The sequence below is a fragment of the Rhizobium sp. WSM1274 genome, from assembly GCF_025200775.1.
Taxonomy (GTDB): Bacteria; Pseudomonadota; Alphaproteobacteria; order Rhizobiales; family Rhizobiaceae; genus Rhizobium; species Rhizobium leguminosarum_I.
Map to the genome: position 1 here is coordinate 824,850 of NZ_CP104138.1, position 14,380 is coordinate 839,229.

At 53.1% G+C, this 14,380-nt stretch carries 13 protein-coding genes; 10 read left to right on the forward strand and 3 right to left on the reverse strand.

The genetic code is table 11. The features are described 5' to 3' along the window. Positions 1 to 227: 227 nt before the first annotated feature. Together N2600_RS03945 and N2600_RS03950 are read left to right on the forward strand one after the other, a co-directional pair. A complete protein-coding gene (locus N2600_RS03945) occupies positions 228 to 542 on the forward strand; it encodes a hypothetical protein (RefSeq protein ID WP_260298051.1) in 315 nt (104 codons plus the stop codon). Continuing rightward, complete coding sequence (locus N2600_RS03950; protein WP_260298053.1) at positions 542 to 862, forward strand: hypothetical protein; 321 nt, start codon at positions 542 to 544, stop codon at positions 860 to 862. The genes N2600_RS03945 and N2600_RS03950 overlap by 1 nt, the downstream gene beginning before the upstream one ends. On the opposite strand, the gene N2600_RS03955 is transcribed toward N2600_RS03950, so the two are convergent. Continuing rightward, positions 859 to 1,407 carry a hypothetical protein gene (locus tag N2600_RS03955; protein WP_260298054.1) on the reverse strand — a complete coding sequence of 183 codons (549 nt, stop codon included), beginning with the start codon at positions 1,405 to 1,407 and terminating at the stop codon, positions 859 to 861. The genes N2600_RS03950 and N2600_RS03955 overlap by 4 nt on opposite strands. Before the next feature lie 346 nt (positions 1,408 to 1,753). Between N2600_RS03955 and N2600_RS03960 the strand changes: the two genes are divergently transcribed. The 3 genes from N2600_RS03960 to N2600_RS03970 all read left to right on the forward strand — a co-directional run bounded on the left by N2600_RS03960 (position 1,754) and on the right by N2600_RS03970 (position 3,562). Then, positions 1,754 to 2,347 (forward strand): hypothetical protein, encoded by a 594-nt coding sequence (locus tag N2600_RS03960; RefSeq protein WP_260298055.1) that lies wholly within the window; start codon positions 1,754 to 1,756, stop codon positions 2,345 to 2,347. 38 nt (positions 2,348 to 2,385) lie between these two features. Continuing rightward, the gene (locus N2600_RS03965) at positions 2,386 to 2,862 is read left to right on the forward strand and encodes a hypothetical protein (protein WP_260298056.1); all 477 of its coding nucleotides are present in this window, start codon (positions 2,386 to 2,388) and stop codon (positions 2,860 to 2,862) included. Positions 2,863 to 3,172: 310 nt separating this feature from the next. Beyond that, positions 3,173 to 3,562, forward strand: coding sequence for a hypothetical protein (locus N2600_RS03970; protein ID WP_260298057.1), 390 nt, complete (start codon positions 3,173 to 3,175; stop codon positions 3,560 to 3,562). A gap of 276 nt (positions 3,563 to 3,838) precedes the next feature. Here N2600_RS03970 and N2600_RS03975 read toward each other — a convergent pair whose 3' ends face one another. Next, the gene (locus N2600_RS03975) at positions 3,839 to 4,528 is read right to left on the reverse strand and encodes a hypothetical protein (RefSeq protein WP_260298058.1); all 690 of its coding nucleotides are present in this window, start codon (positions 4,526 to 4,528) and stop codon (positions 3,839 to 3,841) included. A gap of 291 nt (positions 4,529 to 4,819) precedes the next feature. Here N2600_RS03975 and N2600_RS03980 point away from each other — a divergent pair, with 291 nt between their 5' ends. From N2600_RS03980 to N2600_RS03995, 4 genes are read left to right on the forward strand one after another with little or no spacing between them, the layout of a single operon-like run. Further along, positions 4,820 to 6,379 (forward strand): ATP-binding protein, encoded by a 1,560-nt coding sequence (locus N2600_RS03980; protein ID WP_260298060.1) that lies wholly within the window; start codon positions 4,820 to 4,822, stop codon positions 6,377 to 6,379. Between the two features lies 1 nt (position 6,380). Beyond that, positions 6,381 to 9,113, forward strand: a complete 2,733-nt coding sequence (locus tag N2600_RS03985; RefSeq protein WP_260298061.1) for a Z1 domain-containing protein — start codon at positions 6,381 to 6,383, stop codon at positions 9,111 to 9,113. Continuing rightward, positions 9,100 to 10,056 carry a PD-(D/E)XK motif protein gene (locus tag N2600_RS03990; protein ID WP_260298063.1) on the forward strand — a complete coding sequence of 319 codons (957 nt, stop codon included), beginning with the start codon at positions 9,100 to 9,102 and terminating at the stop codon, positions 10,054 to 10,056. The genes N2600_RS03985 and N2600_RS03990 overlap by 14 nt, the downstream gene beginning before the upstream one ends. Beyond that, entirely contained in the window at positions 10,053 to 12,152 is a 2,100-nt protein-coding gene (locus tag N2600_RS03995; protein WP_260298064.1) for an AIPR family protein, read from the forward strand. Before N2600_RS03990 ends, N2600_RS03995 begins: the two co-directional genes overlap by 4 nt. On the opposite strand, the gene N2600_RS04000 is transcribed toward N2600_RS03995, so the two are convergent. Continuing rightward, entirely contained in the window at positions 12,149 to 13,669 is a 1,521-nt protein-coding gene (locus N2600_RS04000) for a DNA cytosine methyltransferase (protein WP_260298065.1), read from the reverse strand. The genes N2600_RS03995 and N2600_RS04000 overlap by 4 nt on opposite strands. A gap of 58 nt (positions 13,670 to 13,727) precedes the next feature. Between N2600_RS04000 and N2600_RS04005 the strand changes: the two genes are divergently transcribed. Beyond that, complete coding sequence (locus tag N2600_RS04005) at positions 13,728 to 14,195, forward strand: very short patch repair endonuclease (RefSeq protein WP_165504779.1); 468 nt, start codon at positions 13,728 to 13,730, stop codon at positions 14,193 to 14,195. The last annotated feature ends 185 nt before the right edge of the window (positions 14,196 to 14,380 follow it).

Genomic DNA, 14,380 nt, shown 5'->3' on the forward strand with positions numbered 1-14,380 from the left:
GCGATGTAAGGACTATAAGCTGTAGGTTGTGGAGTATAGCTGCCTTGTGCCGTCGTGACAACCCGGGGCAAAATTCGAAATCTGCCCCGTGTTTGTCACAAAATACTGAAATCCTTGCATTTTATTTTGAAAATTCCGCATTTGGAACTTGTTTTTAACAATCAATCCAATAGGTTGTTTACGGCTGTGATCCGATCATGGGCGCGTTGAATTGAAGGAGCTGACCAATGTCGAACATGTTTACCTCACGCAATCCCGCAGGCGTCGCCGTCGGTCAGACCGCAGCAATTTTTGGCGTGCTCGCAGCTGGTGCCGTTAACGCGCACATGTCTGGTTTGGCCGCCATGCGTCAGGCACGCGAAAGCAACAACAGCAATGTGCTGCGCTACCAGCTCAACATCGCAATCGACCGCGCTCAGCAGCTCTGCGATGTGGCTGTTGAGCAGGCGAGCGAGATTGAGCAGCTCAAGGCTGAGAACGCACGCTTGAAGGCGGCGTCGGCGACCTATTTGGCAGCCGCCCGTCGTAAGGCAGCCGCCTGATGGACATTAACGAAGCTATCGATAAGTGGATGACAGGCGAACTGACGGTCAAGGAACTGTTCCTTGCGACGGGGCTACGTTCGGTCCGGTCCATCTACGACGAGGTCCTTAACGACCGGCTCGAACGCGACGCCGAGAACTCCACATGGGGCTGCGACGATGATGCCGCCCAGGAGAAGGCACTGGTGGAAGCAATGGCCTGGCACCGCTGGAAAGACTGGCTCGCAGAGGAGCCAGGCTACTTGGATAACTGCATTCGTATGCTCTACTCGGAGCGTGCGCAGCGGCTTGGTCTGAAACAGAAAGTTGCTGCCCGTTAGTCGACGGCATATCCCAACGAGGGAGAGGTCGCCAAAGTGGCCGCTCTTTTTGCGTCAATCCGGTTCCCAAGCCAAGCATTGTCGTCCGGCTCCGCCTGACCAACGCTTTGGATGGCGGTGATGACGTTGTGCTCACCTGTAAGAGCTGCAGCGATCCTTCGATCTGATGTCTCACCTACAGACTTGAGCTGATCATCGGAGAGGTCGATAAGCCAGGTGGTTTGCTCAGGTGTTAGCAGCGACAAGTCGGCCTGCAATCGGTCTTCTTCGCTTGCACAAGCAAACAGCTTGACCTGCATTGCAGGCGACATAGTCCGGATGTGATCAGCGACAGAGGCTTTTCCCCGCTCCAAGTCGCGAGCTTCGTCAATTCGGCTTTCGTCCGGCAATGCGGCCTCCAGGTTTCTAACCGGTTCAGCCGGGGCCGCGCCTCCGCCACCTGTCAGTTTGGCAAGCAGCCAATCAAGAAATGCGGTAGCGGTATTGATGGTGGTTAGCGCCAGCTCAACGAGCGCTCGAACAACGGCGGCGAGAAATCTAAACATGTGAAGCTCCCTTACTTCTTTCTTTTGAGAGCTTGATCATGTTGATCGGCGGCGAATGAAGCAAATCCGACGACTGGCCAAAAATATTTTGTTAACGCGATCCGGTACTACCTGGTCTTATTAAATAACCGTGAGATTTCCTCTCACAGAACTATTGTGGCCGTCGAATGTCACGGCAATCATTGTTCCTGAGAGTGCTTTACTCTCTAACAACAAGGGAACGATCAATGTTTAAATACTCACATCACATGTCATCGGATCAGGTCCGGGACATGCTGAATCACGGCCTGAACTGGCTGCGCATCACCGGTTCGGCGAACGTCAACGCCGACGCTCAGCACGAGCAATGGAAAGTTATCGCGCGAAAAGTGATTCACGTCAGATTGCGGCGAGCGACCTTTTGTCAATTTTCGATGCCGCGATTCGCAGGTTCGCGGTCATTCCGCGTACGCCGCTGGTTCCGATCACGGTATATGATGAAACCGGATATCCGGTCACGAGGGTCCACTCCATCTTTAGCGCAACATTCATCGCTGATCGGGAGGATGGCCACTGGCAAGTCGAGGACGGGTACTGGATCGAGCCCCGCGATTTGCCTTTCCGCTCGCAGTGCAAAAGCCATTTGCGACGGTATTTGCGAAACGGTCTCGTGACAGTTGAAGAAGCCTGTCAAGTGCTCAATTGCTGCCCATACGCGCTCGTCGCGATGCAACTCGAAGAGCCGATGGTCGACCTGGCTGCGCCTGACATCGACGGGCTTACAGTCTCAACGATATCGCGCATGCGCGGCTGGGGCAGGCAGCGTGAAGACCGCGCCTGCGCCGGTTCGAAAAGCTTGAAACCAAGAAAATGTCTTTTATGTCTGGGCAGCGTCGGAAATTCCGGGGCCGTTTTTACTTTTGAAATTTCTGTCAGCGGATTTTCGGCGGCGCTTGCGTGAGATAAAATCTCACAGAATAATTAATTTGTCAGCCAATGATGGCGGCAAAGAAGAACGAAAACAAAGGGTATGAAATGGAAAAGATGTTTGAAATTATCGCTAATGATCACAGCTACGGCATTTATCCGGGCGAGGACAAAATGTCAGCTCTCGAAGCACAAGTGTCAGATGCCGGGTATCGCGGTATTGCCGACCTGCTGGAAACGACCGGTCAGTCATTAGATGAATTTCTTGCCGAAACCAAAGCTATCGAAATTGAGATCAAGCGTATCCGTATCGATTTCTGGGAAGAAGAAAAAGTCGCTGTATACTTCACGCTGTGTCTCGACGAAGAAAAGATTTCCACCCTTGAATGGGTCGACAGCGATGGTGATCTTGAAGTTTCTGACAGCCACATCGATTCCGCTCACCAGTTCAGTCATCACTTGAAGATGTTCATCAACGATAAGCTGAATGACTACCTGAATCGACATCGTGATGAAGTCGATGAACTGTTCGAGGCTATCGCAGCCTAACACCATAACGTCTAGTGTCAAAGCTCCCGTGGACACCGTCACCGGGAGCTTTAATCATTTCTCGTCGACGATCTTCACCGCCTTCCAACGAGCGCGGCAATCTGCACGGGCAACGGCAACCCTGTCCGTGAACTTCAATAGGTCGGCGGCGGAGACATTCTTTCGACCGGAGTAGACTGGTTCGTCCGATCAGCACCATGATGAAAACGATGCTGACAGCGGTTGCGATTCTCCCCGTCATTGCCCGCCTCCAAAACGCTGCAGGACGGCGATGGCGTTGTAGGATTCGAGGGTATTGGGATGAAACAACATGAGGTTTGTTGGAAGGCTTCTGCTCGCAATTGCTGCAACTCTTGGAGTTACGAACTTCGCTGTGGCAGAGACCGCATATCTTCTCTTTGACGACGAGGATGGGCTTCATGGCTGCATTAACTGCAACAGCTTCAGCAGCCAATCCATTTGCAACGAATTCGGGAAATTCGGCTCGGAACTCAGCAACGACAGTATTTGGAACGATTTTGGAAGAGTCGGCAGCGATTTTTGTGCTAGTAGCCCGTGGAATGATTTTGGCAAAGGGTTGAAAGTAGTTGACGGTACTGGTCGTTACTATGGGCGGCTGACAATGAACATAGGTGTTCCGGATCGCATCGACGCGTTTGACCCATGGTTTAGAGCTTACAAAGGCTCTAAAGAAACCTGAGTCGGTCAGAAAACTTATTTGCGCTGGTAGTGATCTGCCGCCGGGGTGTGGATTAATTTGAGTTCGTACTTCAGATAATCAATCGAGAGGCTGTTCCGCCGCGAGGGCCGATAACTTATGTCGCCAGCTGTCGTCGGCGGTGTTCCCTTACTGGACCCCTGTTTAGAAAATCCTAGCCCAATCGAAGCTTTCGCACCGTGGCCAAAAAGCGTGGTGAGGTTATGCATGGCGACGCCGCTCAGAATTTTGCATTTTCGAGTTACCAGCGCATCCTGCTTAGCCGCGCACTAAGAGTGGCAGGGTTTCGAACGGCACCTTGATTTCAGCAGGAGTGTAGCCGAAGGCTCCTTGAGAGGCAGGTGACTGATGGGATGCAAATACTTTCCCGCCGAAGTCCATCGCAAGCCAAAGCCCATTTTCTCGAATGATTCTCACATCCGTTGAGCGCAGCGCACGCCATTTACTGCTCGCATAGCTACGGATGTCAAATGCCATGGCGTGCTGAAGGCTCAGTGGCTGGTCTCTACAAAGCCAAGTCGCAGGATTTGACCGCATGGCGCGAGCGGAAGCCTCTAACGTGCCAATATGAGCGCCCGTCCATTGGGGGAACTTTACGCCAACCTCTTGCCAGGCGAAAAAGTGTGACGCGTCAAACGTCACGCGAACTTGCAGCATCATGCCAGCGCGATAGGCACGATGGCTTGTGCTCGCCGACGCCGTACGGTCACCATCGACTGTGGTCGTTGCCCACACGAAATCCGGCGAGGGAAAATTCCGGATGTTGTTTCCTGATGGGCGAAGTTCGCCCGACGCCAAAATCCAAGGCAGGTGCATTGAGCTGGTGTAATGATAAGCGAGCAACGCGGTATCTCCAAAAACGAACCGCACCTGACTTAAAGCACCGACTCCACTATTTTCAAGGGATAGGATCAGCCCAGCCACAAATCGAGGGCTTTCGGCATTCACGCGCCGCTGAAAAGGATTGCGACGCAAGATGTGGTTGGCGTTGTGGCTTGACCAGCCTCTTCACAAGAAAACTTGAGCGATGTCTCGAACGCAGCTGCCAGACTGTGGACAACGCACGGATTTTCAGCGCTGCCGCGTATGCTATCGAAGGTAACGATCGCTAGCTTCAAAACTCTCGAATTCGAGAGCTTGTATCCTGATGTCCGATAACATTCATTATTGGACATCAACACTATAGTGACAAATGCCCGGGTAGCTTTAAGCGGCAACGAATTCTGATGCAATTAACGATTGAGTTTAGTAGCCTCGTTTGCGGGCGATTCTCACGAGCGTGAAATAGATGAACTTGATCGCGTTAAGGGTATAACGGTGGAGCAAGGCAAGCGTCGTGTGGACGCAACTCCATTCGCATCGTCGCTGATCGAAGGTCATCGCGATATTGGTTACAGCATTGAGACGGCAATTGCTGACATCATCGATAATTGCATCACCGCGAAAGCGCGGCGCGTAGATATTATCGCTGATACTACCTCCGATGATCCTATGCTCGCGATTATCGATGATGGGCACGGAATGGACGATGTGGAGCTAATTGACGCAATGCGTCTAGGCTCCAAAAATCCGCTTGATGTGCGCCACGCAAAAGACTTGGGACGATTTGGCTTGGGGCTGAAGAGCGCCAGCTTCTCACAGTGCCGTCGGCTCACTGTGATTTCTCGCAAAGGCCAGAAACTCACGTCAGCCACTTGGGACTTGGATATCGTCGCAGAAAGAAATGACTGGAAGCTCGAAGTTACCGACAACCCCTTGGACATAGACGTCCTTGATCGACTTTCAGACAGTGGCACTGCCGTGATCTGGGAGAAGCTTGATCGACTTGGGGGCGGTATAGCGAATGACCGCAAGAAGCGTGCAGAGCACATCAATGCCGCTCTGGTCAGTGCCGAACACCACATAAGGCTCGTTTTTCATCGATTTCTCGAAGGAAATCGGCCGAAGTTACGCATCTTCCTCAATGGTCGGGCACTGCAACCTATCGATCCCCTGGCAACTCGTAATCCTGCCTCCCAAATCGAGCCAGAGGAAGCTGTGCCGCTTTCTCAGGGAGCTGTTACCATCCAGTGTTACACGCTGCCTCATCATAAACTAATGACCGAGGCGGAGTGGCTGGAGGTCGGTGGCCCGGAAGGGCATCTCCGGTCCCAAGGTATCTACCTCTACCGTGGCGACCGTCTCATCATCGCGGGCGGCTGGATGGGATTGGCGCGTCAGACGGAGTTGACCAAACTGTGCCGCGTACGTGTTGATATTCCGAACAGCATGGACGCTCTATGGAAAATCGATGTAAAAAAGGCCTCTGCACAGCTACCTCCTGCGGTCGCCACACGACTGCGGCGTGTCATCGAAAGCTTCCTCGGCACCTCACGACGCGTTTATCGAAGGCGGGGTCAAAAGCTTGTCGATCATGACCGACTGCCACTTTGGGTCCGCATGCAGCAGGATGGTAGGGTTATTTTCCGACCCAATCTGGACCATCCAACATTCCGGCAATTTGAACACCAATTGCCTGAAGCATATCGAGCTGGCTTCCAGACATGTCTGAAACTTCTCGGCTCCGGCCTTCCGATAGACGCTCTTCATGCTGATCTGCTCGGGAACGCTGAGGCGGTTGTCGAAGATATGCCAGACGAAGCACAGGTTCGAGAGATGGTCGAGGCCGTGGCCGCCACACTGCTCGATTCAGGCATTGGGAAGACGAAGGTAAAGGAAGTTCTGCAGGGACAGGACTTTTTCAGGAAGGCATGGCCCTTGGCACAGCCGTTGATCGATCAATATCTGGAGGATTTGTGATTTGACCCCCGCGCAGTCGAGCCTTTTGAGCGTCGTCGAGTCTGCCCTGTTTGATCAACCTCGAAAAACCGAACCTGAACTGCGTGCACTGATAACTTCGCTGAACGCGGCACTCCAAGCGGGTTTGTCAGTCGACGAGGTTGAGCAAGTCGCGCGGACAGTCGAGGAGAAAAATGGAATTCGCGCAGGCCTTGGTGCAATAGTTGACGGCCCGGACTTCTTTCCATGGCTGGATGACGCAAAGTCGGCAATCGATCCATATTACTGGACACGATATCGCAAGCTTCTGATCCAGCAGGGACTGCCCAAGGATGTCGTCATCTCGCTCGACACGGTCACTGACACCATCCTCAGTCGTTTGGGCAATCCAAATCTTCTCCAACAATGGGACCGACGCGGCATGGTGGTCGGTCACGTACAAAGCGGGAAGACGGCGAACTACAATGGCCTTATCTGCAAAGCGGCAGACGCTGGATATCGGCTGATCGTCGTGATTGCGGGGATTCACAACAACCTGCGGAACCAGACGCAGGGGCGTATTGATGAGGGCTTTATCGGTCGCGACACCGGCCGTCAGCAGGGAAAATCGAGCCTGGGCAAAAACATAATTGGGGTTGGTCAGTTCGATCCGAATAGAACGCCAGTAAGCCTTACCAACACGCTAAGTGACTTCAACATCGGGACCGCCTCGACCAATACCAGTGAAATCGACTCCTATAAGGTCCCAGTTGTGCTGGTGATCAAGAAGAATCATCGCACTCTTAAAAACCTGCTCGGTTGGTTGAAGGACAACAGTGCTCGCGGTGATAACGAAATGATCGATCAACCGATGCTGCTGATCGATGATGAAGCTGACAACGCATCCATAAACACGAAATATGGCAAGAAGCTTGTCACAACCATAAACGGCCAGATACGCGATCTTCTGGGGATGTTTCACCGAAGCTGCTACGTCGGCTACACCGCAACGCCTTTCGCGAACATTTTTATCGATCCTGACCAAGAAGATGAGATGTTTGCAGAAGACCTCTTTCCGCGCGATTTTATCATTGGGCTCGATGCGCCGACAAACTATTTCGGCGGCTCGAAGGTCTTCATTGAAGGGCTGCCTGAGGATGGCGAGCCTGTTTGGCTTCGCCAGATCACCGATAATGAAGATACTCTCCCGATCAAGCATACTATAGACCTTCAGGTGGAAGCTGTTCCGGGGTCATTGGCGAGAGCGCTTCGTCTTTTCCTTGTTGCCCGCACCATCAGAGATTTAAGAGGGCAGACCAGAAGTCATTGCTCGATGCTCGTGAACGCTAGTCGGTTTACGCGCGTCCAAAGCCTCCTTCGCAACCGGCTTCATGAAATTCTTGAGCGTATTCAAAACGCAGTTCGAATAAATGGCGCATTAGGAAACCAAGGACTGAACGATCCCGAAATCGAAGCACTCCGTTCTGTTTGGGCCGAGGAATACTCCGAGGCATGGCCAGACTGGCCTTCCATTCAAAAAAACCTTCTTGAATCGATTGCGGCGGCTAAGGTGGTTGAAGTTAACAGCAAGGCGAATGATCTCAACTACAACGGTGGCGGAGATCGCGGACAAACAGTCATCGCTGTTGGTGGCTTTTCGCTTTCACGCGGTCTTACGCTCGAAGGGCTAACGGTTACTTGGTTTCTTCGCAACACCATGATGTACGACACACTAATGCAAATGGGGCGTTGGTTCGGTTACAGGGCCGGATATGAAGACCTATGCCGTATCTGGATGCCGCTCCAGGCCATTGATTGGTATGCTTTTATCGCCGGTGCGACAGAAGAACTTCATCAAGAGCTGAAAACCATGGAGAAGGTAAAAGCGACGCCACGGATGTTCGGTTTGGCGGTAAGGAGCCATCCGTCGGCACTGCTTATTACAGCAAAGAATAAGCTTGGGTCCGGAAAGAAAGTGACTGTTCTTGTCGGCCTAGCAAACAAATTCGTTGAGACTGCCAAAGTTAGTTTGAAGAATACTGACCTAACGGCAAACAGGGAATTGGCAAAGCGGTTTCTGGCTGCTTTGGAAACTGAAGGCCATACGCCTGACGGGAGCAAACGCTTCAGCGGGAGCTACCTGCTGGAGAAAGTTTCAGTCAATATCGTCGATGAATTTCTGGCTGGTTGGCGCAATGCGGACCAGAGCAACACCACTGAGACGGGGCCGATCAGGCGTTACATTCATTATAGGATAGAGGATGAACTAAGGTTCTGGGACGTACTCGTTGTTTCTCTTCAACGCGGGAAGATCGCCGCAGATACTGCGCTCGGCTGGGATATCTGGCCCGCAAGACGATATGTTGATCTCGGGGACCTGAAAAACGGCTACATGTCTTTCAGCGGCAAAGGCATGCGCGTCTCTTCGCGGGGTATCGAGAAAGCGGGCGTCGATCCTGAGAAAGCAGCCAGAGCAGAGGAGGAATACCGCCTGTCCAATGCCGAGAGCACGAACTTTCCGGACACGATATACCGGGAGGTCCGCGACCGTCCGCTGTTCATTTTGCATTTCGTTCAGGCCACGGAACCAGAGGGCGCTGCCGGTGATTCACGCGGGGCTCAAATACCCGATTCTCCCGTCGTTGCATGGAGTATAAGTCTGCCAAAATCGAGCAGACCAAACGAGAGTGTCGAGTACGTGGTGAACACCCAAAAAATGCGAGAGCTTTTTGGCGAACCTGATGACGATGAGGATGCCGAAGGTGACGAAGAATAATCCTTGGGATCGACTCGGTGTTGGTGAAGCTCGTCGGGTCAACAGCCAGGGAAAGTACGACTTTTTCTGGATCATGCTTGAAGGTTTGCGGCCGGGCCTGATCTTGAAGCTCGATGAGGGTCAGCTGCTGGTCGAACCTCTACCAATACTCCGCAGCATCGACACGAGATATCGCCTCGTCGGTGATCGACTGTCGTTCGTACTTTCGCTCGGTGACAATGGTCTCAGCGAATTGTTCGAGGCGCTTTGCCGAAACATCGCGGATGGTGGTGAGCAGGCTGCAAACCATCAGGATGCGCTGTTTCACACTGTTCAGCGAACTAGACGCTGGCACCATCTGTTGCGCGGCGGTTCGACTGGCGAGCTTACTCTTGAAGAGCAAAGGGGGCTGATCGGAGAGATAGCCTTCCTGCAGGAATTGGCAGCAATGATTGGCCCGGAGGCTGCTATCGAGGCGTGGAAAGGCCCGGACGGAGCGTCCAAGGACTTTGAGTTTCCAAATATTTGCGTCGAGTTGAAAGCGCGGCGAAGTGCGGCGAAACCATACGTAGCGATATCGTCGGTCGAACAGTTGGCGGATGTCGATGGAGCCAGGGTGTTTCTAAGGGTTACCGATGTCACTGCTGCCATGACGCCAGAAGGACTGACATTGCATGACCATGTTGCGGCGACCTTGCTTGCGCTTCAGACTTCGGCATTCGCTGTTGCCCGCTTCGATCAGATGATTTTCGACTTTGGTTACGATCCCGTTCACAAGTACGATGGTCGAAGATGGTTCATTGGCGAGAGTAGAGAATTCGAAGTTTTAGAAGGATTTCCACGTATCGTCTCTCCAATCGCAAGTGGGGTCACGGACGTCAGATATTCGATTGGTTTGGCGGAATGTGCTCCCTATGCGCTCGCCGAGCCACTGTTGGACATTATTCGGGAGGAAAGCGCGTGAGTGAGCTGGAGGATTTCCATCGGCAAATCATCGCGGATGTGCAGGGCGACGCCGACGCTCTGGGTCGAGTCAATGCGGTGGCCTTCTTCGAAATAACGGGAGAGTATCTGACCGAAGCTGGCGAAATCGATAGCGCCAGCTGGTCGTATTTCGAGGGGAAAGCCTCAAGTTCGACGCTACAAGTGCACGGGTATGGCGGTGATCCTCGGGACGCCGACGGAATTTTGTCTCTGATTATATGCGATTTCGAAATAACGCCGGAACCACGAACAGTGAATTCCGACCATGTGAAGCGACTTTTCAAGCGTCTTGTGGAGTTTCTGACTCAAGCACGAAAGGCATCCTTCCGATCTGGCCTGGAAGAATCCAGTCCCGGTTTCGGGCTGGCTGATTTGATTTCCGCGACGTGGTCTGAAGTGGACAAGATCAAGCTCGTCCTGGTGACGAATGCCGAATTCCGGGCGAAGTCCGACGCAGTGCCCGCAGGTTTGATAGATCAGAAACCTGTCACCTACAGTGTCTGGGACTTGAAGAGGCTTGCTAAATACGTCGAGCAAGGAATAACGCGGCAAAGCTCGGAAGTTGATTTTGTCAAGGATTTCGGCGGACCCGTCCCTGTCTTGAGAGCGTCATCCGGGGAAGCAGCGTTAGAAACGTACATTGCAGTGATGCCTGGGCATCAGCTTGCTTCGATCTATGACAGATGGGGCCCAAGGCTTCTGGAGTCCAATGTGCGAAGCTTCTTGCAGGCACGGGGAGCGGTTAACCGAGGTATCAGGGACACCATCGTTAAAAAACCAGAGATGTTCCTTGCGTATAACAATGGGCTGAGCGCAACAGCAGATTCGGTTGAGATCGAGGAAACACCGAGAGGATTGGTCCTGACTCGCGCTGAAAACCTCCAGATTGTGAACGGTGGCCAGACAACGGCATCAATACACGCGGCACGAAAAGCGGCACCTGAGCAACTGAATCAGGTGTTTGTTCAGATGAAACTGAGCATTGTACCGCAGGAAATGTCCGAGGAGGTCGTTCCGCTCATTTCTCAGTTTGCAAACTCTCAGAACAAAGTAGCTGCCGCCGACTTCTTCGCCAACCACCCGTTTCACATTCGCATCGAAGGCTTCTCGCGGCGGCTGCTCGTTCCGGCAGGCTCTGATGGCTACCGCGAAACGAAGTGGTTTTATGAACGTGCACGCGGACAGTTTGCCGACGAGCGGGGGCGTAGGACTATTTCGGAGCGCAAGATATTTGACTCCGAATACCCCCGTAGTCAGTTCTTCAGCAAGACTGACCTTGCGAAGTATGAAAACACTTGGAGCGAACTACCTCACGAAGTCAGTAAGGGGGCGCAGAAGAATTTTACCGAATTTGCAAAAGCCATCGGCACTCGATGGGGCAAGGACGGAACCTCATTCGACGAAGTCTGGTTCCGGCGCTTGGTCGCCAAGGCAATTATCTTCCGACGCACGGAAAACCTTGTCTCCTCCGCGTTATGGTACCAAGGAGGTTATCGCGCGAACATTGTGACCTACGCTATTGCAAAGCTGGTGCACGATGCCGAAAAGCTAGGACGCCAGATTAACCTCGACGCTGTATGGCGGCAACAAGGTACGTCCGAATTGCTGGATCGGGTGCTTCAGATCGCCGCAGAAGACGCTCAATCAATTATCCTGTCGCCACCGAGCGGTATCAGAAATCTCAGCGAGTGGGCAAAAAAGCAAGGTTGCTGGAAAGCTTTGGCAGATCGTAAGCTCGAATATCCGGAGAATCTCGAAGACTTGCTTGTAGCTCCTGACGAGGCGGCGGCTGAAGTCAGAGAGGCCCGAGCGGATAAGGCTTTGTCGGTGAGTGTTTCTGCAGAGGTGAAGGTTCATCAACTGGGAGCGGCGTTTTGGGCCCAAGTCGCTGCGTGGGCGCGTCAAAACAAGAGGCTCTCACCAACCGATACGGGAATTCTGGAAACTTGCGCAGCTATCCCCAGAAAAATGCCCACCGATAGGCAATGCAAGTTCGCGCTCAGTATTCTTGAAAAGCTGGTTGCAGGAGGGTTCCGCCACCCGGCTATCGTCGAGCGACCCATGGAAGAAGTTTAGACGTAATCGAAAATCGGCAAGATGGCTTCGGCAATCTGCAAGGCCAAGAATGGGGGAACGGCGTTTCCAACTTGAACATACTGCTCGGTCCGAGTTCCCAGGAATACATAATTATCGGGAAATGTCTGGAGTCGGGCGGCCTCGCGCACTGTTAGGGAACGGCACTGACAGGGGTCAGCGTGGATAAAATAGTGGCCGTCCTTCGAAATGTGGCTTGTCACCGTTGACGAAGGATGGTTCCACCGCTGAACACGGAAGCGATCATCAAATTTGCCACTGGTCCAGTTAACGTGTTGTGGAGCAATCGCTGGGGGAAATTTGGGTGATTTCGGGCTTGATCCCTCCGCAATGGCATAGCAGGCAGCAAAGAGATATCGACTCAGGTCGCTTGGCATATGGGCCCTCGTTTCATGGCCATGCAACGTCCTAAGTCGCGGGTCGTTGAGAAATGATCTTAATTTGGACGGAATAGTCGCAGGAAGAGCTGTGCGCACGGGCGACCACCGCCCCTGCAGAGAACTCGATGCGAGACGAGCCCTAACCTCATTCACAGTTGCGACGAAAGTGCCTTTATCCTCCCCGCTGTAGTTCGCTATCGATCCCTCTACGTGTTGGATGGCTGTTTCCATAGCCTCCCTCCACGCGGCTGGGCTGTCGTTCCTGCTCAAGCCGCTTCGCAGTAATGGCATGTTCGACAGAACGTCAGCGACGGTCACGATACGTTTGGACTTTGTCAATTTTGGCGAGAACCAGTGAGGCAGGCGGGAAGCGATATCACGTCGAACGCCGACAATGATCACGCGATGCCGAGCTTGAGGAATTCCGAAATCCTCAGCCTGAACAAGAAAATGTTGTGGGGTTAGTTCGGTGTTTTCGTCACCCGATAGGGCGTAAAGCTTGTAACCGCGACCCGAGCTTTCGAGGTCAGCCCTGACCTGTCCAAAAATTGCCAGCCCCTCCACGGTGGAGGATAACATTCCCTTCACGTTTTCCATCACGAACACTGCGGGGGAAAATTCATTCAAGACCCTGCAATATTCCCTGTAAAGGAAATGCCGTTGATCTTTCGCAGGAACATAATCCTTTTTTCCGGAATTCCTTGCCCTGCCGACCAACGAGTAAGCTTGACAGGGCGGCCCTCCAATCAAGACCGTACGACCATTCGCAGCGCCGCCGATCCGCTTGATTGCGCTAGACAGCAGTTCTGTCGCGTCCGGAGTCCCTAGCTCGGCACAAAGTGCCTCCTGAGAAGCCCTCCGCCATTCACAAGGATAAAGGTCTTTCCAATCTGGTTCGTCGCCACCATCTTTAAGCCAGCTATAATATTCGGGAGGAAATTCAGAAAACTCTCGCAGGAATGACCGCAGTCGTAGCGTCCGGTGTGCTGCCTTCTCCTTTTCGACGGAGATGCCAATGGCATAAGCGTTCTGGCCCTCCTTATTCTTGCAAGTGGCAAAGCCTTCGCTGAGGCCGCCCGGTCCTGAAAAAAGATCGACTATTCGTATTGGCTCAAACATACCGGACTCCGCGCACTTTCCTTTCCCAGGTATTGCGTCCGAGAGCAAGGGAGAACTGATGGACGTTGTGGATAAAGCGACGCGGTCGCGCATGATGAGCAACATCCGTGGCCGCGACACTCGCCCCGAAGTGATGCTGCGGAAAGCGCTCCATCGGCTTGGTTTTCGCTTCCGGCTCCATGTGAAGGGTTTGCCGGGAAAGCCTGATATTGTCCTCCCGAAGTATCGCGCGGCGATATTCACACACGGTTGTTTCTGGCATCGCCACCATGGATGCCGATTTGCGACTAGCCCCGCGACCCGCGTAGAGTTCTGGAACGCGAAGTTCACCGGAAACGTGGAGAGAGATGGCAGAGTACGAGACGCCCTAAATGGCGCTGGCTGGCGCGTTGCTACCGTTTGGGAGTGCGCTCTTCGAAAGCCTCAGGATGCAGTCGTCGCCGCCGAGGTCGTTGCCGAATGGCTCTCTTCAGAATTCGTGACGCTAGAAATCGGTTCTGGCGATTTGGGCTCTGATCGAGCGTAATCACCTTTGGGCAACATTCTGCTTGGCCTGAGGTCAGACTGATTGAGATGCCCCCTCAAGCAAACAAATTCTCAACGGCGATATATGTTGCCTTGGTGCCTTTGCTTTGGCAGGCCATCTGCAGATGACGAAGAAAACCCAAATCCGGCGTTTGGCACAGCTAAGCACTCTCTTTCAACTGAGGC